Source organism: Nesterenkonia halotolerans, from assembly GCF_014874065.1.
In the GTDB taxonomy this organism is placed as follows: domain Bacteria; phylum Actinomycetota; class Actinomycetes; order Actinomycetales; family Micrococcaceae; genus Nesterenkonia; species Nesterenkonia halotolerans.
Window position 1 is genome coordinate 2,078,233 of sequence record NZ_JADBEE010000001.1, and the last position, 20,284, is coordinate 2,098,516.

Below are 20,284 nucleotides of genomic sequence, written 5' to 3' on the forward strand. Positions count from 1 at the left end.
ACCGACGGCCCAGCGGGGTTTCGCCCGTGGTTCCACGGGTGAGGTCACTCTAGGCGAAGAGCGGAGCGAACCCGGTCGGCAGCTGCGAGCGCAGGTCCTTGATCTCACCCTCGGAGACCGAGTCGGCGAGGGTGGAGAACACTGCCTGGACCTGGGGGAGGGCATCCTCGGTGCCGAGGTCCTCGCCCAGCTGACCGGCCACGCGACGCAGGAAGTCATCCACGTCGTCGAGCGTCTCGGTCTCAGTCTGGGAGGTCAGCGGTGCCTTCAGCTCCTCGGGAAGTTGGGCGGCAAGATCGCTTGCCTCGCCACCCTTGAGCCGCTTGCCGAGGTCCTCCAGGACGACCTTCACTAGCTGGTCGGCCTGCTCGCGGTCGCTCGGACCGCCCTTCTCGGAGACGTTCTTCAGAAATTCATCGTGGCGCATAGGGTGCTCCTTCAGTTGCTCCGGCCAGTGGGCCGTGCGCACCAACGCTTCTTCCGCTGGCGCGTGCCGCAGTCAACAGATCTGCGCACGGGCCCGTCTGACCGTTCTTCTCCACCGTAAACACGCCTGCGGGGGGTCTGTCGAACTCTAGGCCCGAGCGATGTTCCACCCGGTGCGGACCAGCGGCACCTGCAGCGGAAGGCGGGCCAGGGCGACGGCGCGGGCCCTCGGGTGGTGCCAGTACTTCTTCACGGAGTAGATGTTCGCCGGGTAGACCGCGAGCATCAGGGCTGCCGTGCACAGTCCCCCGGCGCGACGAGTGCCCGGGATCATCAGCGCGACGGCGGTGCCGAGTTCGGCGAGGCCGCTGGCGTGGGTGATCAGGCGCCGGTTGCCCAGCTGCGGCGGCACGATCGAATCGAAGGGGGCCGGGTAGAGGAAGTGCAGCGCCCCGGTGAAGCTGAGAAGGCCTGCCATCGCGACGGCCTGCTGGTTCGTGTTCATCGAGCTGGCTCTCCTGGGGTCGTCGGGGGAATCGTGCCCACGCAGTGAGACACTGAGCCCATGACTGGGGCTTTCATCCGAGTGGCACGCGGACTGTGGGGTTCCACGCATCCTGGTCCCACACTGGTGGTCACTGTACTCGCGGCCGCGCTATCGCTGGCCGCCGGGCTGAGCCTGGGGCGGATCGCGCTGCTCACGCTCGCCGTCTTCGCCGGACAGCTCTCGGTGGGCCTGTCGAATGACGCGCTCGATGCCGGGCGAGACCGTGCGGTGGGCCGGACGGACAAGCCGATCGCTCGCGGCGACATCAGCCTGCGCACGGGGTGGATTGCCGCTATCCTCGCGCTCGCCCTGGCGCTGGGGCTCTCCGCCCCGCTGGGTCTGGGAATGCTCGCCGCTCACGCGATCTTCCTCGCCTCGGCCTGGTCCTATAACGCGGGGCTGAAGGCGACACCGATCTCGATCCTGCCGTTCATCCTCGGATTCGGCGCCTTTCCCGCCTTCGCCACGCTCGCCGCCCCGGATCCGGAGCTGGCGGCCCCCTGGGCCCTGCTCGCCGGCGGCGCCCTGGGTGCCGCGATCCACCTGACCAACGTGCTGCCAGACCTCGACGACGACGCCCGCACCGGCATCTCGGGGCTGCCGCACCGGCTCGGTGCCCGCCCCTCGGCGGCGCTCGCGGCTGCTGCGGTGCTGATCGGGGCGATCGCGGTGACGGCCAGCGCGGCGGACGGGGAGATCCTCCAGGGGGACCTCGCGCAGATCCCGGTCATCTCCTGGGTGTTCTTCGCCCTGGAGGTCGCGGTCGTCCTGGTGACGCTGGTGCTCGCGGTGAAGGGGCGCTCCGGACGGGTGCTGTTTCGCCTGGTGATGCTCGCGGCGCTGCTGCTGGCCGCGCAGCTGGTCGCAGCGGGCGGCTCCCTCGCCGGCTGAGAACTCAGGCTGCGGAGTCGAAGCCCATCGCGTAGGCGCGGGCGAAGAGCCGTCCGGTGCCCGGCCCCAGCATCAGCTGCAGCCCGCCGCTGCGCAGGGTGTTCACGGTTGGCCCCACGGGTCTGCCCAGCCGAGTGTTCAGTCCGGCCAGATGCGCTGCTCGGCGCGCCGAGCGCAGCCGGTTCTGCTCCCACCGCTGCAGGCCCTCCTCCGGCGCGACTCCGGTATTGACCCATTTCGTCAGCAGCGGGGCGAGGGTGGCGGCATCGAGCAGGCCCAGGTTCATCCCCTGTCCGCCGATCGGGCTGACCTCATGGGCGGCGTCGCCGATCACCAGGAGGCGTCCGTTGCGCAGCTGTGGGGCGACGAAGCGACGCACTCCGAACCCGGTCACCTCGGCGGTGACCGATTCGCCGTGGACGGCCAGCAGGCGCTGCATCCGTTCCAGCCGCTGCTCCGGCTCGGTCGAGGCGTCAGGGGAGTCCCAGGCGACGAAGCGGCGTCGTCGTCCTGGGAGCGGGAAGGATTCCAGCACTCCGGAGGTCTCCAGGTGCACCACCGCGGTGCCCTGGTCCTGACGGTCGGAGACCTCGGCGTCGGTCATGAGGTACCGGTCCGGATAGGTGTGTGCCACCGGGTCTCGATAGACCAGCTCCCGGGAGCGGCCGCCGCCGGCGAGGACCACGAGCGGGGCGCGCCGGTCTCCGTGGCTGGTGCGCACCTCCACGTGTTGGGGTCGGGCGGAGAGTGCGGTGACCCGGATCCCGCGCCGCGGTTCCGGCGCCACCCGGGAGATCACGGCCTCGGTGGCGGCCTGCGGCAGGGTGGCGACGAAGGGGAACCGGGTGGAGAGGCGGTCGAAGCGCACGGTGCCCAGCAATCGGCCCTCGGATCGGGCCTCGCCGCGCCGCACGCGCACGGCGTGCTCCAGCAGCGCGGCCGTGAGTCCTGAGCGCTGCAGGGCGGCCAGCACCGGGGCGTGGATGCCGATCGCCCGGCTGTCGGACCCGGGCTCCTCGCGCGCCTCGAGGACCTCCACGCTGATGCCGCGGCGGAACAGCTCGGCGGCCAGCAGCAGGCCCACCGGTCCGGCGCCGATGACGATGACCTCAGCCACGGCCGGGCCCCTGGGCGAGCAGTCGGAAGGGGGCGGGGGAGGAGACCTCCCAGTCCGGGCCCAGCGCAGCGGCCAGCTCGGCGCGCTGGTAGCTGCGCCGGATCGAGCGAAGCCCGTCGGTGCGCAGGAAGGTCCCGGGCGCGACCGGGGTGATGGCCACGGCGTAGAGCCCATAGGCGAGGCGACCGCGGGCGATGTCCGCGTGGAGCACCGTGCCGGAGGAGAGCTGCTGGGACGCGGCGGTGAACTGCCGCAGCTCGTCGGCGTCCAGATGGTGGAGCACATGGTTGGAGAGCACGAGGTCGAAGCTCTCCCCGCCGGAGATCAGCTCTTCGGCGTCTGCGCAGCGGAAGGTGATCCCCGGCTGGGCTCGGCGCAGCGCCGATTCGTGGGCTCGCGGGTCCGGGTCGGCGCCGGTCCACTCCACGGTGATGCCGTCTGCCGCGGCGAGCTGGGCCAGCCGGGTCAGCACGTCGCCGCCGCCGGAGCCGAGGTCCAGCACGCGGGCGGGCCGGTCGAAGCTGGTCAGCAGGCTGCGCAGCCGTCGGCGGTAGATCAGGTCCCAGCCGGAGATCAGCCGGTTGACCAGTCCGAAGCGCCGCAGCGTGGCCTGCAGGCGCTGCGGATCGCAGTCCGGGTCATCCATGAGCTCACGCAGCTGCTCATCGCGGGTGGAGAGGTCGAGGCGGCTCATCGGGGTCTCGGCTCAGCCGCTCTTGTGCATCAGCGCGGATTCCACGGTGAGCCCGGGGCCGAAGGCCAGCGCGGCGATCGGCCCGGAGACCGCCGGGTCCTCCAGGAGCCGGCGCAGGATGAACAAGATGGTGGCGCTGGACATGTTGCCGTGCTCGCGCAGCACCGCCCGGGAGGAGTCCAGGGCGGAGGGCTCCAGCGCCAGGCCGGCTTCCACGCGGTCCAGCACGCTGCGTCCCCCGGGGTGCACTGCCCAGGTCGACGGCGGCTCCGCGTCGCCGAGGAAGCGGTCGACGGCGGCGCGGATCTCGCGTCCGATGATGCGCGGGACCTCGGCGGAGAGCGTCATGTTGAAGCCGTGGTCACCGATGGTCCACACCATGTCGGATTCTCCGTCGCTGGTCAGCGCGGTGGTGAAGCGTTCAAGCATGATCCCGCCGGACCGGCCCACGGCGTCGTCGGCGGTGACCACGGCGGCGGCCGCGCCGTCGGCGAAGACCGAGGCCGCGACGATCTGTTCAGCATCGGCGGTGTCGCGGATGTGCAGCGAGCACAGCTCCACGCAGACCACCAGCACCACTGCCTCAGAGCGGGAATCGGTGATCTGGGAGGCCAGGCGCAGTCCCGGCAGTGCGGCGGCACAGCCCATGAAGCCCAGGTGGCTGCGCTCCACGGTCTCGGGCAGGCCCAGGTCGCGGATCAGCCGGTAGTCCAGCCCGGGCGCGAAGAACCCCGTGCAGGAGACCGTGACCACGTGGCTGATCTGGCTGGGGGAGATTTCCCCCTCGGCGAGGGCGCGGCGCGCGGCTTGTGCGGCGAGCCGCGGTGCGGCGTTGCGATAGAGATCGTTGCGCGTACCCGTGCCAGGTGTCAGCAGGGTGGCGTCTTCGCCGATGAACTCTCCATCGGGAGAACCGCCCAGGCCGGTGAGCACCGTGTGGCGCTTCTCGATGCCGGCGGCGTCGAAGGCTGCGCCGATCAGCCGACGGGTCAGCCTGCTGACGTCGGGCTGGTCGGCGAAAAAGGCACGCAGGTCCTGCTGCGGGACCGAGGTCTCCGGCAGGGCCGTGCCGATGGAGCTGATGCGCGCTGGCATGTCACCACTAAACCATGGTGGCGAGCTTTTGGACGGCGGGGAATGTTGCGCGCCGTCGTCCTGGGTCTGGCCGTCCTCGCGAATCTCGCGGGGGTGACCTGGGGGTCAATCCACCTGATGGGCGTGGTCCGCGTCGAACGCGTCCGCACCCATCCCGGTGATGTAGGCGGCCTGGTTGACGTGGGCCACGGCGTCGAGGGAGACGCTGATCAGCCGCGCCGAGCGTGTCACCGGCGGATCCCACTGCTCGTCGATGACCTCGTCCAGGTCCGCATCGCTGAGCGAGTCCAGGTAGTCAAGGTGCGCCTGGACGACCGCGTCGAGGTGCTCCAGCAGCAGGTCGGCGTCCTCCACATGGATCTTCCGGGCCTGGCTCGAGGAATGTCCGAATCCCATGTCGTGGTCCTTCAGACCCAGGTTGAAGCGCCCCTCGAACCCCTGGGCGATCCACACCGTCTCCTGCCCGGAGAGGGTGGCGATCTGTTCGTCGATCTCCCGAGCTGAATGCCACAGCAGCCAGGCGATGGAGTTGTCATGGTGCGGATGCGCGTTCAGCAGTGTGGGGGTCAGGGCGGAACACAGCGCCTGCGCCTCGTCCCGGGGGCGCCGTGCGACATCCTTGAGAATCTCTACGCTGCTCATCGGGACCACCTGTTCTGGGGGTTGAGAGTGGGTCAGGCCTCAGTACACCAGCACTCACTGGATTTTGCACCGAAGCGTGAGGCGCACCTCATGCATTACATTCTGAATAAATCCTCCACGCGTGTCATCTGGCGATAAAGTTGTGTGTTTCAATTGACGCCGGACGCGAAGGACTCACCGTGTCCTCGGCCGCCGCAGCACCCCGCCGACGGTCGCCCATCACTCGCAAGGACTTGACTCATGGCATTCTCAGGACATCGGCGCCGTGCTTTCAGCGCGGTCGCTCTCACCGCCAGCCTGGCACTCGTGCTGGCATCATGCGCAGAGACCGAGAACATCGACGGCGGAGGCGAAGGGGATGATTCCGGCGGCGGCAGCATCGCGGTCGGCACCACGGACGTCGTGACTTCCCTGGACCCTGCCGGTTCTTATGACAACGGATCCTTCTCCGTGCAGAACCAGGTGTATCCGTTCCTGATGAACACTCCCTATGGCAGCCCGGACGTCGAACCGGACATCGCCGAGTCCGCGGAGTTCACCGAGCCCTCGCAGTACACGGTCACGCTGAAGGAGGGTCTGACCTTCGCCAACGGCAACGAGCTGACCTCCTCCGATGTGAAGTTCACCTTCGACCGCCAGCTGGAGATCGCGGATCCCAACGGACCGTCCTCCCTGCTCTACAACCTGGACAGCGTCGAGACTCCGGATGAGCAGACCGTGGTCTTCAACCTCAACAGCGAGGACGATCAGACGTTCCCGCAGATCCTGTCCTCACCGGCTGGTCCGATCGTGGATGAGGAAGTCTTCTCCGCCACCGAGCTGACCCCCTCCGAGGACATCGTCGAGGGCGACGCGTTCGCCGGTCAGTACGCCATCACGGATTACACCGAGAACGAGCTGATCCGCTACGAGGCCTTCGAGGACTACCAGGGTCTGCTCGACGCGGCAGAGACCGACGTCATCACCGCGCAGTACTTCACCGAGGAGACCCAGCTCAAGCTGGCAGTGCAGGAGGGCGACATCGATCTGGCCTTCCGCAACCTGAGCCCCACCGACCTCGGTGACCTGCGCGAGGACGAGAACGTCACCGTCCATGACGGCCCCGGCGGCGAGATCCGCTACATGGTCTTCGACTTCAACACTCAGCCCTTCGGCGCCGAGACCGAGGACGCCGACGAGGAGCAGGCGCTGGCCGTGCGCCAGGCAGCTGCGGACCTGCTGGACCGCGAGGCGCTGAGCGAGGAGATCTACCAGGGCACTTACACCCCGCTGTACTCCTACGTCCCCGAGGGACTGACCGGTGCTGTCGAGCCGCTCATGGAGATGTACGGCGACGGCGAGGGCGGCCCGGATGCAGAGGCTGCGGCCAGCAAGCTGGAGGAGGCCGGCATCGAGACCCCGGTCGAGCTGAACCTGCAGTACAGCCCCGATCACTACGGCAACTCCTCGGATGAGGAATACGCCATGATCGAGAGCCAGCTGGAATCCGATGGTCTCTTCGAGGTCAACCTGCAGTCCACGCTGTGGGACACCTACAACGCGGAGCGCGTCGAGGGCGTCTACCCGGCCTACCAGCTCGGCTGGTTCCCGGACTACTCCGATGCCGACAACTACCTCGCGCCGTTCTTCCTGGAGGACAACTTCCTGGTCAACGGCTACTCCAACGAAGAGGTCAATGACCTCATCCTGGAGCAGGCCAGCACGCCGGACGAGGCAGAGCGCACGTCCATGATCGAAGAGGCCCAGGAGCTGGTGGCAGAGGATCTCTCCACGCTGCCGTACCTCCAGGGTGCACAGGTCGCGGTCTCGGCCAACGACATCGAAGGCGTGACGCTGGATGCGTCCTTCAAGTTCCGCTACGCCTCGCTGACCCGCTGATCTGTTCACCGGGTGACCCGCTGATCGGCTGACCTGCCGATCAGCGGGCCAACCGGTGTGGGCAGCACCCCGAAAAAGACTCTGAGAGAAGAGGACCAGCGTGACCATCGCTGACACAGCAACGCCTCCGAGCGCCGCCGCCGGAAAGAAATCCGGGGGCGGCGGTCTGGGCCGCTACATCCTGGTCAGGTTCCTGCTGATCATCCCGACCGTGTTCATCCTGGTGACGCTGGTCTTCTTCCTCATGCGGGTGGTCGGTGACCCGATCTCCGCCTCGGTCGGAGGTCGTCTGACCCCCGACCAGCTCAACGCCCGCCTCGCCGAAGCCGGTTACGACCGGCCGGTGCTGGTGCAGTACTTCGAGTACATCGGTCAGATCTTCACCGGAGACTTCGGCCGCACCCTGACTGACAACCGTGAGATCAGCGAGATCCTGGTGACCTACGGCACCGGAACCCTCGAGCTGGTCTTCTTCGCCCTGGTGGTCGCGCTCGTGGTCGGCATCCCGCTGGGACGCTTGGCCGCATACCGCCGCGATCAGATCCCGGACGCACTGCTGCGCATCTTCGCCATCCTCTGCTACGCCACTCCGGTGTTCTTCGCCGCCCTGCTGCTGAAGCTCGTCTTCTCCGTCTGGCTCGGCTGGTTCCCACTGGGCGGCCGCGCGAGCACCAGCACCCAGCTGGTGCTCGACCGGATCTCCGGCTCCACGGGGATCAACATCATCGACGCACTGCGCACCGGACGCTGGGACCTGATCTCAGATGTGCTGGCACACGCGGTGCTGCCCGCCGTCGCCCTGGGTCTGCTCACCGCCGGGGTCTTCCTGCGGCTGGTCCGCACCAACCTCATCGGCACGCTGTCCATGGACTATGTCGACGCCGCCCGCTCGCGTGGTGTCCGGGAGGGTCGGCTGCTGCGCAAGCATGCGTATAAGCCGGCGCTGATCCCGATCATCACGGTCATGGGCATGCAGATCGCGCTGATGCTCGGCGGCGCCATCCTGACCGAATCGGCCTTCGGCTGGCGCGGGCTGGGCTTCCAGCTCGCCCAGTATCTCGGCGCCCGCGACTTCGTGGCCGTGCAGGGCATCGTGGCGCTGCTCGCAGTGATCGTCGCACTGACCAACTTCGCCGTGGACGTCCTCGCCGCGCTGATCGACCCGAGAGTGAGGTACTGACCATGTCTGTTCCCACTGATTCCAACCTCCCAGAACCCGTGGAGGGCCCCGCCTCGGCCACCGATCCAGTCGTGACCGGCCAGGCTCGTCAGCGCGAACCGCGCTGGAAGCGGCTGCCCGTGATCTGGCAGCTGCGCCGCAGCACCGGACTCCAGCGCGGGATGCTGATCGCCGGCCTGGTGCTGTGCGCGGTGTTCCTGCTCGCCGCCATGCTTGCTCCGCTGATCGCCCCCTACGGCTTCAACCAGCTCTCCGACGCCGGGGGGAACTTCCCCCGCCAGGGCGAGCCCTCGGCCCAGTTCTGGTGGGGCACCACCGTGGGCGGCTACGACGTGTTCTCCCGGGTGGTGTGGGGCGCCCAGACCGCGGTGCTGACCGTGGTGCTCGCCGTCGTCCTCTCGATCTTCCTGGGCATCGCACTGGGCCTGATCTCGGGCTACCTGGGCGGCTGGCTGGACCGGATCCTGGTCACCATCGCCGACGCCATCTACGCCTTCCCCTCGCTGCTGCTGGCCATCGTGGTCTCCATCGTGATCTCCGGCGGCGAGTCCGGATTCATCAGCGGCATCCTGGCGGCGGCCATCTCCATCACCGTGGTCTTCGTGCCGCAGTACTTCCGTGTGGTGCGCGCCGAGACGGTGCGGCTGAAGGCCGAGCCCTTCGTGGAGTCCGCCCGAGTGCTGGGCGCATCCACGCCGCGGATCCTCTCGCGGCACGTGCTGCGCAACGCCACCCGCTCGCTGCCGCTGATCATCACGCTCAACGCCTCCGAGGCGATCCTCACCCTCGCGGGGCTGGGCTTTCTCGGCTTCGGCATCAACCCCACCGCCGCCTCGGAATGGGGCTATGACCTCAACCGCGCGATCTCCGACGTCGCCGGAGGCATCTGGTGGACCGGTGTCTTCCCCGGTGCCGCCATCGTGCTGCTCGTGCTGGGCATCACCCTGGTAGGTGAGTCGCTCAACGACCTCTCCGATCCGCGACTGCGCATCCGCCGCCGCCCCAAGCGCGTGCCCCGACGGACCGCCACGGCCATGAAGGGAGCCGCGTGATGACCGCTGTTCAGAACCAAGAGGGAGCGGCCACCGCCGCCGAACCCGCCGTAGACATCCGTGATCTGCGCATCAGCTTCGCCACCGACGGCGAGCCGGTCAGCGCCGTGGACGGCGTCTCGCTGCACGTCCAGCCCGGTGAGGTGCTGGCGATCGTCGGTGAATCCGGCTCCGGCAAGACTGTGACCGCCAAGTCGATCCTCGGTCTGCTGCCGGACAACGCCACCGTCTCCGGCGCCGTGGTGCTCGAGGGCAACGACGTCGTCCAGCTCTCCCCGGGACAGCTGCGCCAGGTGCGGGGGCGCGACGTGGCCATGGTCTTCCAGGAGGCCTCCACCGCACTGAACCCGGTCTACACGGTCGGCTGGCAGATCGCCGAGGGGCTGCGCGCCCACGGCAAGTACTCCAAGAAGCAGGCACGGGAACGCGCCGTCGAGATCCTCGGCACGGTCGGCATCCCCGACCCGGAGAAGCGGGTCGATCACTACCCCCACCAGTTCTCCGGAGGACAGAAGCAGCGCGTGGTGATCGCCATGGCGCTGGCGCTGGGCTCCAAGGTCATCGTCGCCGATGAGCCCACCACGGCGCTCGACGTCACCGTGCAGGCCGAGATCCTGGACCTGCTGCGCCGGGTCCGCGATGACTTCGGCCGCGCGATCGTGCTGATCACCCACAACATGGGTGTGGTCGCAGACCTCGCCGACCGCGTCGCCGTGATGTACCGCGGCGAGGTGGTCGAGGAGGCCGATGTCCGCGACCTCTTCGCGAACCCGAAGCACGAATACACCCAGCAGCTGCTCGGCGCCGTGCCGCGCCTCGGTGCCCACACCGCCTATAAGGTCACCGCGGAAGCCGGCCCGGGCGAACCCACGGCCCCGCTGGTCCAGGCCCGCGACCTGGAGATCGTCTACCCGGGCCGACTGGGCCGGTCGGGGTTCCGCGCCGTCGGCGGGGTGAACTTCACGATCGCGCCGGGCGAGGTGCTCGGGCTGGTCGGAGAATCCGGGTCCGGCAAGACCACCATCGGCCGGGCGATCGTCGGGCTGACCCGCGCCACCGGCGGATCGCTGAGCGTGCTCGGCCACGAGATGGTGGGCTATAAGGAGCGCACCTTCCGTCCGCTGCGCTCCCGCGTCGGGTTCGTCTTCCAGGATCCCGCCACCAGCTTCAACCCGCTGCTCACCGTGGGGGAGGCCATCGCTGAACCGCTGCTGATCCACGGGGAGGCGACCGACGCCGCCGGCACCAAGGCCCGGGTGCGGGAGCTGCTCGATTCCGTGCATCTGCCGACCCACTACGCGGAGCGCTACCCGCATGAGCTCTCCGGCGGTCAGCGTCAGCGCGCCAGCCTCGCCCGGGCGCTTGCCCTGGATCCCGAGCTGCTGGTGGCCGATGAGCCGACCTCGGCGCTGGATGTCTCGGTGCAGGCGCGAGTGCTGGAGGTCTTCAGCGAGCTCCAGGAGCGCCGCGGCTTCGCCACGCTGTTCATCAGCCATGACCTCGCAGTGGTGGGGATGCTCTCGGACCAGATCGGGGTGCTCTACCGCGGTGAGCTCGTGGAGCATGGGGCCGGCAGGCAGGTCCTGACCGACCCGCAGCACCCCTATACACAGCGTCTGCTGGCCTCGGTTCCGGTGCCGGACCCGGTGGAGCAGAAGCAGCGCCGTGAGGCCCTGGCGGCGCACCGCGCAGCCGAGGGCTGAGCGGGGCCGCGGCTGGTCGGGCTCGCGGTCGCGCTGAACAGTCTCGCTGGACAGCGGGCCGCGGCCCAGAAGCGCTGCTCAGTCCGTGAGGTGCTGGATCCCTTCCAGGACTGCCTCGTGCACGCGGGCATCGGCGAGCGGCCTGAAGTGTCCGCGCGTCTCGAGCTGGATGTTGTGCGCGCCCTCGAGGTGGCTCCCGCCGGGGATGTGCGGGTCGAAGCGGCCGTAGATCGAGACGATGTGCCGGTCCACCTCGCGGCTGGCAGCGAGTTCCGCCAGCTCGGGTGACCGGGGCTGGAAGACGCGCAGTGCAGGAAGCGGCAGCAGTCGAGCCAGCGGGGAACCGGCGAAAGGCGTATTGATGGCCACCAGCCCGTGGATGGCCCCGGCTGTGTTGTAGCGGGAGAGCAGCAGCTTGCCGATCAGCCCGCCCTTGCTGTGCGCCACCAGCAGACAGTGCGAGATGCCTTCGCGGCGGATATAGGCGTCCACCCGCCCCGCCATGTCCTCGATGGTGCCGCCGTTGCGCCCCAGGTCCAGGACTGCGTGCACGTCATAGCCGCGAGCGCGCAGCGTCTCGGCCACCGGGAGCATGAACGCCCAGGTCTCATAGATCCCGGGCAGCAGGATGATCACCGGGGTCTCCGGGGTGGAGAGACGATACCGCCTCGGCTTCGGCCGACGAATCTCCCCGGAGGCCTGGCGGCGCAGCGCATAGGCGTAGTCCCGCACCCAGGCATCGAGGTTGGTGCCGGCCTCGGAGAGAGGACCGGGCAGACGCACCCGCCCCAGGGATCTGCGGGCGGTTGATCGGTCCACGCGGCGCCGTCGGCCGATCATGAGCGCGGACCGAGTGTGTGCGGGTCGGGCTGCTGACCGGTGACCGATTCCAGGAAGGGCGCGCAGGCTGCGGCGAGCTCCCGCGGACGGTTGAGCTGCACGGCGTGCGGACCCCCGGGAACCTCCAGCACCTGCGCATCAGGCGCGGTCCGGGCCAGCTCGTAGAGCCACGCCTCGGAGGCGATCGGGTCCCTGCCGCCTCCCATCACCAAGCCAGGGATGGTGCAGTGCCGAATGGACTCCTCGGTGCGGTGAGTCACCATGTAGCGGGCCGTGCGCAGGTAGCGCAGCGGGCCCATCCGGAGATAGTTGCGGAAGATCACGGCGTTGCTGGAGGGCGGTTCGGCCAAGCTGTCGCGGAACAGCCGCACCGCCTGCGCCGGCAGGCTGCGCGCCGTCGGGTCCACCGTCGGTCCGATCAGGATGTAGCCGGCAAAGAGCCCGCGGTGCCCGGCGATGGAGCTGGTGACGATCTGCGCGCCCATGGAGTGGCCGACGACGACGGCGGCCTTCAGTCCCAGCGCCAGAGTCACCTCAGCGAGGACCTCACCAAGTTCGGTCATGGTGAGAGCGCGCGGCGGTTTGGGCGTGCGACCGTACCCCGGCAGGTCCACGGCGTAGACGTCATGGGTCTGCGACAGCACATCGGCGAAGGGCAGGAAGTACTCACCGGACATGCCGATCCCATGCACCAGCAGGATCGGTTGGCGCCCGGGCGCGAAGGTGCCCCGCACATCCACGGCATGGCCGCTGACGTGCACGCGTCGGGTGCTGAGCTGGGCGTCGGCTGGGTCGCTCTCGGGCACGATTTTCACTTTCATCTCGCTGGTCATCTCGACTGAAAACTGTGCCTCTTATGTCTACTGCGCAGGGACTCGGACCATAACAGGGTGTGCCTAGAGCTGAGGTCGACACAAGAGGTTTCGACCCCAATCATCGGGATAACCTGTGGGTTATCCCGGAAACACTGCGGTTGTCCTATGAATAACCCGAGAATACATTGGATTGTGGTTGATACAGGCAGAACGTGGGCGCAGAAGCCCAAGTAAGGAGTTCATATGCGATTCTCTCCGCAGACACTGAGTGCACTGGACGGGAAGTTCAGCTTCCTCAAGGCGCCGAGCGAAGCTCCGGCCGCCCAGTATGCCCCGAAGGTGACCGAGACGGTCAGCAGCATGCTGGCTGACATCGAGGGTCGGGGACTGACCGCGGTCGAGGAGTATGCGCTGAAGCTGGATAACTACTCCGGAGACTTCGTGGTCAGTCAGGGAGACCTGGAGTCGAGCGGAGAGCGCCTCCCCACCGATCTGAGAGAGGCCATTGAACTCGGTTCCCGGAGGACCAAGGCCTTCGCCGCGGAATCCCGACGTCATCTGCGTGACTTCGAGTATGAGACTGCACCAGGAGTGGTGTGTGGAGTGCGATATGTCCCTATTCGACAGGTTGGAGCGTACCTGCCGGCAGGACGATTCCCGCTCACGGCCAGCGCATTCATGTCCATCGGCGTCGCCAAGGAAGCGGGCGTGCCGCTGGTCACGGCCGCAACGCCGCCCGGACCGGACGGGCGGGCGAATGACGCAGTGCTCTATGCCGCATATCTCTCCGGGGTTGATCGCATGTACGTCCTCGGCGGTGTGCAGGCCCTGGCCACCTTGGCGTTCGGCCTCTTGGATGAGCTTCCCTCAGACATGCTTGTTGGAGCTGGGAATGCCTTTGTCGCAGAAGCCAAGCGTCAGCTCTTCGGTCGCGTGGCCATTGACCTGCCCGCCGGCCCCTCAGAAGTCGCCGTCATCGCCGACGACACCGCCGAGCCAGAGATCGTCGCTGCCGACCTTCTGGGTCAAGCCGAGCACGGACCGCAATCGCCCGCGGCTCTCGTCACCACCTCACCGGTGTTGGCGCAACAGGTGTCGGATGCCGTAGACCGTCAGCTTGCAACACTTTCCACTCATGAGATCGCTGGTCCGGCATGGCGGGACTTCGGATCGATCACAGTTGCCGACACGCGGGAGACCGCCGCCGCGTTGATGGATGATCTGGCCCCGGAGCATCTGGAGGTCATCACCTCAGATGATGACTGGTACCACGACCGTCTGCGCAACTACGGCTCCATCTTCCTCGGTCCGTGGAGCACAGTCGCGTACTCGGACAAGGGGATGGCAGGGACGAACCACACCCTGCCCACCGCGGGGGGAGCGAAGCACAGCGCGGGACTCTCCGTGTCTCGCTTCGTGAAGCCGCTGACCTATCAGCGTGTGGCTCGCGAAGCGACTCCATCGACGGCGGAGCCCGTTCGGGTCATCTCCGATGCCGAGGGCATGGAGGCCCACAGCCGCACCGCCACGTACCGGTTGGACCGATACCAGAACTGAACCAGCCACTTCGCCGGCGGGGCATCAGCCAGTGGAGCTAGCGATGGTGCCTTGGTCCGTGGATGAATTCACGGACCAAGGACATCATCTCGGTGGTTGCCCGGGAGACCACCGTGTCTTTTCGCCTCACCAGCGCGAGCGTCTCGAGAAGCGGCGGCTCGAAAGGATAGACCTCCACCCCATCGGGGATCCTTCCGGCCCGCCTGAGGGAGTCGCTGACTACCGTGGCACCCGTGCCATTTGCCACGAGGGTCAGCGCAGACTCCACCTGTTCAACTTCGATGAGCGGTTCAAGCGCGTGGCCCGCCTGCTGGGCGCGATCGAGCAGCTGTCTCCGTGTCGGATCTGCCCAGCCGCTCTGTGCGTCATAGAGGACCAGACCCGCGGTATCCAGGTCTTTCGTGGTTGCTGACCCGTTGGCGGGGCCTTCGTGTGCGGTGGCAAAGAGAACCTCGTCTCGGAACAGTGGTTCGTATTCAAGGTCCTCAGACCCTACGGGCAGGACGACGATTCCAGCTTCCAGATGTCCGCTCTCGACAGCCTGTGCCACGTCGTGAGAGTTCACCCCCACCATGTGAATGCGTACTTGGGGGTGCCGCGCGTGGAAGGTCTCGACCAGCCTGGTGAGCCCGTAGTAGTTGGCGTTCCGAAGGACCCCGAATCTCGCCACCCCAGCCTCCAGCGATCGCAGCGCCTGCATTGCATGGTTGGCGTCCTCCGCTGCCTGCAGCGCTCGCAAGGCGTATGTCCGCAGCTCCTCCGCCGCAGCCGTGGGGACCATTCGTCGACCGCCGCGGACGAATAAGCGGGTCTCGAGATGCTCCTCGAGTCGGCTCACGAGCTCTGAAACGGAGGCCTGGGAGACGTCGAGCTCTTCTGCGGCCCGCGTGAATGTCCCCAGTTCCAGGGTGCGAAGGAAGGCGCGCAGCTGCGCGAGGGTCATTGACATAGGTAAAACCTACACTAAGTGCCAGATAATCCAGGCTTGTCCAGTGGCAGACATTATCGTAGCGTGAGCGGCGCCACCTCGTTGATGTTTCCTGCGGAGGACTGAAGAATGATCAGAGAATCCAGAACGACCCACGAAGCTCCCCAACTACGACGTGCCTTGAGCACGTTGGACTCATACGCCCTGGGCTTCGGTGCCATGATCGGGTTCGGCTGGGTGGTTCTGACGGGCGGTTGGCTGGAAGCCGCCGGCACCCTTGGAGCCGTTCTCGCCCTGCTCTCAGGCGGACTCATCATGGTGGTCGTCGGTCTCATCTACGCGGAGCTGACGGCGGCGATGCCACGGGCTGGTGGTGAGCACAACTACCTGATGCGCGGGCTGGGCGCACGGTGGGCCTTCATGGGCTCCTGGGGAATCACCGGTGGCTACATCACCATCGTCGCCTTCGAAGCGGTCGCGCTTCCTCGTACCCTCGGTTATGTGTTCCCTGGAATTAACCAGGGGTACCTATATTCGGTCTTTGGCTCCGATGTTTTCCTTCTGTGGGCCTTGGTCGGCTCAGTATCGGCAGTCATAGTCACCGTGATCAATTACGTAGGGATCAAGACCGCCGGCCTGATTCAGACGTTCGTCGTGCTGTTCTTGGTGGCAGTAGGGCTCATCTTGACCTTCGGTTCGTTCACGGGTGGCTCCGTGAGCAACATGGATCCGATCTTCACGGATTTCACCGGGGTCTTCACGGTTCTGATTGTCGTGCCGTTCCTCTTCGTCGGCTTCGATGTCATCCCGCAGACTGCCGAAGAGCTTCGCATGAGCCCGCGCCGCGTGGGCAAGCTCATCGTGATCTCGGTGGTCATCGCCACCGTCTGGTACATCTTGACGGCCGTGACAACTGCCTCCTCGATGCCGCTGGAGGCGCTGGTGAATTCGGATCTGGCAACGGCCGACGCCATGGGTGCACTCTTCGGCAGCCAGTTCATGGCGCACGTGCTGATTGCAGGTGGAGTCGCCGGAATCATCACTTCGTGGATCGCGATGCTCATTGGTGCATCGCGATTGATGTACGCAATGGGTAAATCAGGAATGCTGCCCCGTTGGTTCGCTCATATTCACCCGAAGTTCCAGACACCATCGCACGCCATCGCGTTCATCGGTGTACTTTCGATCATCGCCCCGTTCCTCGGGGAAGGCGCCCTGGGGTGGCTCGTGGACTCAGGGTCACCAAGCATCGTGCTCACCTACTTCATGGTCTGCGTTGTCTTTCTCATCCTGCGTAGGCGAGAGCCCGGCATGGAACGTCCCTTCATGACAGGTGCTGGTTCGAAGGGCACGTTCATCGGAGTCCTCGGCTGCCTGCTCACTCTGGGGTTGCTCTCCCTCTATATTCCGGGCATGCCGGCCTCTATCCATCCGATGTCTTACGTGCTCTTCGGTGGTTGGTGGCTGCTCGGCATGTTTTTCCTGTTCCGGATCCCGCGCGGAATCCATGCCGGATCGGATTCCGAAGGCAGACTCCTCGACGCGCTGGCGATCCGTCGAAAGTAAGTCCTTGTCGGTCAGTCAGACTGCGGAGCCATGAAATAAACCGCGCCTCAGGTGGTGTTCCCGTGACGACTGCAGACCAACGAGTAAGGACTCACGACATGAGCGACCTGAACCAGACGCTGAACAAGACCATCGGATTCGGCACCGCCCCGCTGGGCAACATGTTCCGCGACATCCCGGAGGACGAAGCCCGCAGCACCGTGGAGGCTGCATGGAATGAAGGCATCCGCTACTTCGACACCGCTCCCTTCTACGGGGCCGGACTGGCCGAGAAGCGTCTCGGCGCGACCCTGAGCCAGCAGCCTCGCGACGAGTTCGTGCTGAGCACCAAGGTGGGCCGCTACATGCTCGACGAGACCGAAGAGAAGTCAGGGCTCTTCGCCGACGGCCGGAACAAGAAGGTCGTCACCGACTACACCGCCGATGCCACGCGGAGGTCCATCGAACAGAGCATCGAGCGTCTAGGGACCGATCGTCTGGACTTCGTGTTCGTCCATGACGTGTCCCGGGACTTCCACGGCGATGAGTGGATCGGGAAGCTGGAAGAGGCGCGCACCGGGGCATTCCGGGTGCTCACCCAGATGCGCGAGGAGGGTCTCATCAAGGGATGGGGGCTGGGCGTCAACACGACCGAGCCGATCGAGCTCGCCATGCAGCTGGAGGACACCACCCCGAACGTGAGCCTCTCCGCCACCCAGTACACCCTCATGCAGCATGAGACCGCCCTCGAGCGGATGATGCCCCGTGCGGAGGCTCAGGGCGTGGGGATCATCGTCGGCGGACCGTACAACTCCGGTGCGCTGCTCGGCGGAGATCACTTCGACTACGCCGAAGCGACTCCGGCGGTCAAGGAGCACGTGGCGCAGCTCAACGCTGTGGCGGGCCAGCACCAGGTGAGCCTGAAGGACGCGGCCCTGCAGTTCTCCATGGCCCACCCCGCGACGGCGGCAGTGATTCCAGGATCCAGCCGACCGGGTCGGATTGCCGAGGACATCGCCGGGCTCAAGACGCAGATCCCCGCCGCCTTCTGGGAAGAGCTGCTCCACGAGGGCCTGATCTCACCGAAGGCTCCGCTGCCCCAGGCCTGAGCATCCGGGCCCGGGTCCAGGCATGAGACCGAGGGGCCGTTCGGGGCACCGCCAGATGTCGTCTGGCGGTGCCCTCGCTGCTCAGTCGCCTGATCCGAGAGCCGTTCGCAGGGAGACCCGCTGGCCGGTGCGCAGCAGCGAACGGCTGTAGATCCTGGCGGCGAGCATGATCAACACCAGGCTCGCCAGCACCAGACCGGCCAGCGCCAGGAGTGGTTCGAACCACGCCGCCTCGTTGAAGAACATCCGCAAGGGCATCGCCACGGGTGCGGTGAAGGGGATGTAGGACGCGATGGTCATGACCAAGGGATTGTCGTAGAAGAACACCACGACGAAATAGGGCATCATCACCAACATCATCGCGGGGGTCACCACCGTTCCGGAGTCCTCCTGACGGGACACCAGCGCCGCGCTGGCGGCAAATATCGCGGCTACCAGCACGAAGCCGGGCAGGAAGAACAGGACGAACCACAGCATCGGGACGGTGAGCACGTCCAGCAGATCCTGCTGCCCCGAGACCATCAGCGCCAGAGCAGCCGCGGCCGCGATCACCACCGCCTGCCCCAGAGCCAGCGCAGAGTTCCCCATGATCTTGCCGGCCAGCAGCGAGCGTGAGGAGATGCTGGAGAGCAGAATCTCCACGATCCGGGACTGCTTCTCCTGGATCGTGTTCTGCACGATCATCATTCCTGAGCCGATGGAAAGCAGCATGAAGACCAGCCCGAAGAGCAGGGCGATGATGAAGCGCAGCGGGCCCTCCGCGCTGGGATCCAGCACCTCCATCGACGGACTGACCGAGAGCGCCTGGGCGACCTCCGTGGGCATCGCATCCAGTCCGATGACACGCAGTCCCACCGGGGATTCCTCGTCCGTGGTGATGATGGCTTCGACATCACCATCACGGAGCAGCTGCTCGGCGGCCTCCTGGTCGGGGGCGGCGACGATCTCAAGGCCTGCGTCGCTGTGCTCCTCGTCGAGGGCGTCAGCCCCCGCGACGACGGCGACCTCAGTCGTGGGTTCCTCATCGCCTCCGATGAATCCCGAGATCAGGATGCCGACCACGGTGATGAGCACCGTGATCGCAAGGCTGATCAGGAACGACTTGTTGCGCACCTGTGTGGTGATCTCACGCTCGGCCACCAGCAGGGAAGCCTGGACCGAGCCGAGCTGAGTGCGCGGGGAGGGCTGCTCGTGTTCGCCTCGCGTGGGACGGGGAATCGTCGTGGTCATGTTCGGGTCTCCTGTCCGCGGGACTGCTGCGCATAATCGTCAGATGCGACGTCCTTGAAGATCTCGCTCAAGCTGGGGAGCACCGGACGGAACTGCCGGACCGGACCTCGGGCCATGGCGTGCTGCAGCACTTGTTGAGCTGCGGCGTCGTCGCCGCGGAAGAGCACGCGTTCGGCAGAGAATTCGTCGACCTGCACGGAGTTGAGGTCGCGCACCCACCCGGTATCGGCATCGGTGATCAGCTCGAACCGGCGTGTGCCATGTCTCTCGCGCAGCTGTTCGCGGCCCCCGGCCGCCAGAATGCGGCCCGATCCGATGATGACGAGGTCATCGCAGAGGCGCTCGACGACGTCGAGCTGGTGCGAGGAGAAGAGCACCACAGCGCCCGCCGCAGCGTGTTCTGCCAGAACTCTGAGCACGACGTCGACCGCCATCGGGTCCAAGCCGGAGAAGGGCTCATCCAGGACCAGGACGTCCGGGTCATGCACCATGGCAGCGGCGATCTGTACCCGTTGCTGGTTTCCCAGAGACAGGGACTCCAGCGGAGCATTCATCCGCTCAGTGAGACCCAGCCTCTCGAGCAGGTGTTCTGCTCGGGTGCGGGCTTCTCGGCGCTCGAACCCATGCAGCCGGGTCAGGTAGGTGATCTGTTCCGCGACCTGCATCTTGGGGTAGAGGCCACGCTCTTCAGGCATATACCCGAACCGCGATCGCGAGGCACCGGTGAGTTCTTCTCCGTCGAGTCGCACAGTGCCGGAATCAGCGGAGAGGACCCCGAGGATGATGCGCATCGTCGTGGTCTTGCCTGCGCCGTTGCCGCCGACGAAGCCGGTGAGCTGTCCGGGGTGGGCGCTGAAAGAGAGGTCGTGGAGGACCTGGCGTCCTGAATAGGACCGGCAGATGTTTTGCAGCTCGAGCATACGAGGGCACCTTCTTGAGCCGGGGACCGGTGGAAGTGTGAGAACTTGTTTCGAGAGTACCGATCCCGCTGGCCTGGGCGGATCCCCCATCTAGGGGAGTCTGGCTCCACGGGCT

19 protein-coding genes are annotated in these 20,284 nt (G+C 66.6%); 8 read left to right on the plus strand and 11 right to left on the minus strand.

Going from position 1 to position 20,284, the window contains the following annotated elements; all coding sequences use genetic code 11:
- Window positions 1-49: 49 nt before the first annotated feature.
- Window positions 50-427 (minus strand): DUF2267 domain-containing protein, encoded by a 378-nt coding sequence (locus H4W26_RS09440; protein WP_192591795.1) that lies wholly within the window; start codon window positions 425-427, stop codon window positions 50-52.
- 147 nt (window positions 428-574) lie between these two features.
- Window positions 575-931, minus strand: coding sequence for a DoxX family protein (locus tag H4W26_RS09445; protein ID WP_225939663.1), 357 nt, complete (start codon window positions 929-931; stop codon window positions 575-577).
- A 60-nt stretch (window positions 932-991) separates the two neighbouring features.
- On the opposite strand from H4W26_RS09445, the gene H4W26_RS09450 reads away from it, so the two are divergent.
- Window positions 992-1,864 carry a UbiA family prenyltransferase gene (locus H4W26_RS09450; RefSeq protein ID WP_225939664.1) on the plus strand — a complete coding sequence of 291 codons (873 nt, stop codon included), beginning with the start codon at window positions 992-994 and terminating at the stop codon, window positions 1,862-1,864.
- A gap of 4 nt (window positions 1,865-1,868) precedes the next feature.
- Here H4W26_RS09450 and H4W26_RS09455 read toward each other — a convergent pair whose 3' ends face one another.
- From H4W26_RS09455 to H4W26_RS09470, 4 genes are all read right to left on the minus strand, one after another.
- A complete protein-coding gene (locus H4W26_RS09455; protein WP_192591796.1) occupies window positions 1,869-2,981 on the minus strand; it encodes an FAD-dependent oxidoreductase in 1,113 nt (370 codons plus the stop codon).
- Complete coding sequence (locus H4W26_RS09460) at window positions 2,974-3,675, minus strand: methyltransferase domain-containing protein (RefSeq protein WP_192591797.1); 702 nt, start codon at window positions 3,673-3,675, stop codon at window positions 2,974-2,976. The genes H4W26_RS09455 and H4W26_RS09460 overlap by 8 nt, the downstream gene beginning before the upstream one ends.
- A 12-nt stretch (window positions 3,676-3,687) precedes the next feature.
- A complete protein-coding gene (locus H4W26_RS09465) occupies window positions 3,688-4,770 on the minus strand; it encodes a type III polyketide synthase (RefSeq protein WP_192591798.1) in 1,083 nt (360 codons plus the stop codon).
- Window positions 4,771-4,875: 105 nt separating this feature from the next.
- Entirely contained in the window at window positions 4,876-5,412 is a 537-nt protein-coding gene (locus tag H4W26_RS09470) for a mycothiol transferase (RefSeq protein ID WP_192591799.1), read from the minus strand.
- 240 nt (window positions 5,413-5,652) lie between these two features.
- Here H4W26_RS09470 and H4W26_RS09475 point away from each other — a divergent pair, with 240 nt between their 5' ends.
- The 4 genes from H4W26_RS09475 (at window position 5,653) to H4W26_RS09490 (ending at window position 11,225) form a co-directional block, all read left to right on the plus strand.
- Entirely contained in the window at window positions 5,653-7,290 is a 1,638-nt protein-coding gene (locus H4W26_RS09475) for an ABC transporter substrate-binding protein (protein WP_192591800.1), read from the plus strand.
- Between the two features lie 100 nt (window positions 7,291-7,390).
- Window positions 7,391-8,470 (plus strand): ABC transporter permease, encoded by a 1,080-nt coding sequence (locus H4W26_RS09480; RefSeq protein WP_378626012.1) that lies wholly within the window; start codon window positions 7,391-7,393, stop codon window positions 8,468-8,470.
- A gap of 2 nt (window positions 8,471-8,472) precedes the next feature.
- The gene (locus H4W26_RS09485) at window positions 8,473-9,522 is read left to right on the plus strand and encodes an ABC transporter permease (RefSeq protein WP_192591801.1); all 1,050 of its coding nucleotides are present in this window, start codon (window positions 8,473-8,475) and stop codon (window positions 9,520-9,522) included.
- A complete protein-coding gene (locus tag H4W26_RS09490; RefSeq protein WP_192591802.1) occupies window positions 9,522-11,225 on the plus strand; it encodes an ABC transporter ATP-binding protein in 1,704 nt (567 codons plus the stop codon). The genes H4W26_RS09485 and H4W26_RS09490 overlap by 1 nt, the downstream gene beginning before the upstream one ends.
- A gap of 78 nt (window positions 11,226-11,303) precedes the next feature.
- On the opposite strand, the gene H4W26_RS09495 is transcribed toward H4W26_RS09490, so the two are convergent.
- Together H4W26_RS09495 and H4W26_RS09500 are read right to left on the minus strand one after the other, a co-directional pair.
- Entirely contained in the window at window positions 11,304-12,044 is a 741-nt protein-coding gene (locus H4W26_RS09495; RefSeq protein ID WP_192591803.1) for an esterase/lipase family protein, read from the minus strand.
- Window positions 12,045-12,061: 17 nt separating this feature from the next.
- On the minus strand, window positions 12,062-12,871 hold the full coding sequence (locus tag H4W26_RS09500) for an alpha/beta fold hydrolase (protein WP_192591804.1): 810 nt from the start codon (window positions 12,869-12,871) through the stop codon (window positions 12,062-12,064).
- Between the two features lie 252 nt (window positions 12,872-13,123).
- On the opposite strand from H4W26_RS09500, the gene hisD reads away from it, so the two are divergent.
- The gene (gene hisD / locus H4W26_RS09505) at window positions 13,124-14,437 is read left to right on the plus strand and encodes a histidinol dehydrogenase (RefSeq protein WP_192591805.1); all 1,314 of its coding nucleotides are present in this window, start codon (window positions 13,124-13,126) and stop codon (window positions 14,435-14,437) included.
- A 37-nt stretch (window positions 14,438-14,474) separates the two neighbouring features.
- On the opposite strand, the gene H4W26_RS09510 is transcribed toward hisD, so the two are convergent.
- The gene (locus H4W26_RS09510; RefSeq protein WP_192591806.1) at window positions 14,475-15,386 is read right to left on the minus strand and encodes a LysR family transcriptional regulator; all 912 of its coding nucleotides are present in this window, start codon (window positions 15,384-15,386) and stop codon (window positions 14,475-14,477) included.
- Window positions 15,387-15,494: 108 nt separating this feature from the next.
- Here H4W26_RS09510 and H4W26_RS09515 point away from each other — a divergent pair, with 108 nt between their 5' ends.
- Window positions 15,495-16,931 carry an APC family permease gene (locus tag H4W26_RS09515; RefSeq protein ID WP_192591807.1) on the plus strand — a complete coding sequence of 479 codons (1,437 nt, stop codon included), beginning with the start codon at window positions 15,495-15,497 and terminating at the stop codon, window positions 16,929-16,931.
- A 98-nt stretch (window positions 16,932-17,029) separates the two neighbouring features.
- Entirely contained in the window at window positions 17,030-18,019 is a 990-nt protein-coding gene (locus H4W26_RS09520; RefSeq protein ID WP_192591808.1) for an aldo/keto reductase, read from the plus strand.
- Between the two features lie 81 nt (window positions 18,020-18,100).
- On the opposite strand, the gene H4W26_RS09525 is transcribed toward H4W26_RS09520, so the two are convergent.
- Both H4W26_RS09525 and H4W26_RS09530 read right to left on the minus strand, forming a co-directional pair.
- A complete protein-coding gene (locus tag H4W26_RS09525; RefSeq protein ID WP_192591809.1) occupies window positions 18,101-19,249 on the minus strand; it encodes an ABC transporter permease in 1,149 nt (382 codons plus the stop codon).
- Window positions 19,246-20,169 carry an ABC transporter ATP-binding protein gene (locus H4W26_RS09530; RefSeq protein WP_192591810.1) on the minus strand — a complete coding sequence of 308 codons (924 nt, stop codon included), beginning with the start codon at window positions 20,167-20,169 and terminating at the stop codon, window positions 19,246-19,248. The genes H4W26_RS09525 and H4W26_RS09530 overlap by 4 nt, the downstream gene beginning before the upstream one ends.
- Window positions 20,170-20,284 lie beyond the last annotated feature (115 nt).

What these genes read in the sequence shown, in the direction of transcription:
- H4W26_RS09440 (WP_192591795.1), bottom strand. Translation starts at nt 427, where the DNA reads ATGCGCCACGATGAATTTCTGAAGAACGTCTCCGAGAAGGGCGGTCCG.
- H4W26_RS09445 (WP_225939663.1), bottom strand. Translation starts at nt 931, where the DNA reads ATGAACACGAACCAGCAGGCCGTCGCGATGGCAGGCCTTCTCAGCTTC.
- H4W26_RS09450 (WP_225939664.1), top strand. Translation starts at nt 992, where the DNA reads ATGACTGGGGCTTTCATCCGAGTGGCACGCGGACTGTGGGGTTCCACG.
- H4W26_RS09460 (WP_192591797.1), bottom strand. Translation starts at nt 3,675, where the DNA reads ATGAGCCGCCTCGACCTCTCCACCCGCGATGAGCAGCTGCGTGAGCTC.
- H4W26_RS09465 (WP_192591798.1), bottom strand. Translation starts at nt 4,770, where the DNA reads ATGCCAGCGCGCATCAGCTCCATCGGCACGGCCCTGCCGGAGACCTCG.
- H4W26_RS09470 (WP_192591799.1), bottom strand. Translation starts at nt 5,412, where the DNA reads ATGAGCAGCGTAGAGATTCTCAAGGATGTCGCACGGCGCCCCCGGGAC.
- H4W26_RS09475 (WP_192591800.1), top strand. Translation starts at nt 5,653, where the DNA reads ATGGCATTCTCAGGACATCGGCGCCGTGCTTTCAGCGCGGTCGCTCTC.
- H4W26_RS09485 (WP_192591801.1), top strand. Translation starts at nt 8,473, where the DNA reads ATGTCTGTTCCCACTGATTCCAACCTCCCAGAACCCGTGGAGGGCCCC.
- H4W26_RS09490 (WP_192591802.1), top strand. Translation starts at nt 9,522, where the DNA reads ATGACCGCTGTTCAGAACCAAGAGGGAGCGGCCACCGCCGCCGAACCC.
- hisD (WP_192591805.1), top strand. Translation starts at nt 13,124, where the DNA reads ATGCGATTCTCTCCGCAGACACTGAGTGCACTGGACGGGAAGTTCAGC.
- H4W26_RS09510 (WP_192591806.1), bottom strand. Translation starts at nt 15,386, where the DNA reads ATGTCAATGACCCTCGCGCAGCTGCGCGCCTTCCTTCGCACCCTGGAA.
- H4W26_RS09515 (WP_192591807.1), top strand. Translation starts at nt 15,495, where the DNA reads ATGATCAGAGAATCCAGAACGACCCACGAAGCTCCCCAACTACGACGT.
- H4W26_RS09520 (WP_192591808.1), top strand. Translation starts at nt 17,030, where the DNA reads ATGAGCGACCTGAACCAGACGCTGAACAAGACCATCGGATTCGGCACC.
- H4W26_RS09525 (WP_192591809.1), bottom strand. Translation starts at nt 19,249, where the DNA reads ATGACCACGACGATTCCCCGTCCCACGCGAGGCGAACACGAGCAGCCC.
- H4W26_RS09530 (WP_192591810.1), bottom strand. Translation starts at nt 20,169, where the DNA reads ATGCTCGAGCTGCAAAACATCTGCCGGTCCTATTCAGGACGCCAGGTC.